At 67.0% G+C, this 358-nt stretch carries 1 protein-coding gene; it reads left to right on the top strand.

Annotated features, from left to right (window positions below):
* The coding region (locus NKF06_RS20865) for an AMP-binding protein (RefSeq protein WP_253246488.1) at nucleotides 1-358 on the top strand (358 nt) is incomplete at both ends.

The following is a 358-nucleotide window of genomic DNA, read 5'->3' as shown; positions in this document are numbered from 1 at the left end:
TCGACCGGCACGTCGAAAACGGGGACAAGAACCGCGTCGCCATCAAGTGGGAGGGCGAACACGGCGAGACGCGAACGTACACCTATCAGGACCTCTACCGCGAGGTCAACGAGTTCGCCGCCGCGCTCCGCGCGCAGGGCGTCGAGGAAGACGACGTGGTCACGCTCTACATGCCGATGGTTCCGGAACTCCCCATCGCCATGCTGGCCTGCGCCCGCATCGGCGCGCCACACAACGTCGTCTTCGCCGGTTTCTCCGCCGAGGCGCTGGCGACGCGGATGAACTCCGCGGACTCCCGATTCCTCGTCACCTGCGACGGCTACTACCGCCGCGGCGACCCGCTCGACCACCTCGACAA

Source organism: Haloferax sp. AB510 (assembly GCF_024136985.1).
Lineage (GTDB): Archaea > Halobacteriota > Halobacteria > Halobacteriales > Haloferacaceae > Haloferax.
The sequence above is the reverse complement of the archived record's forward strand: the minus strand, read 5'-3'. Positions and strand labels throughout refer to the sequence as shown.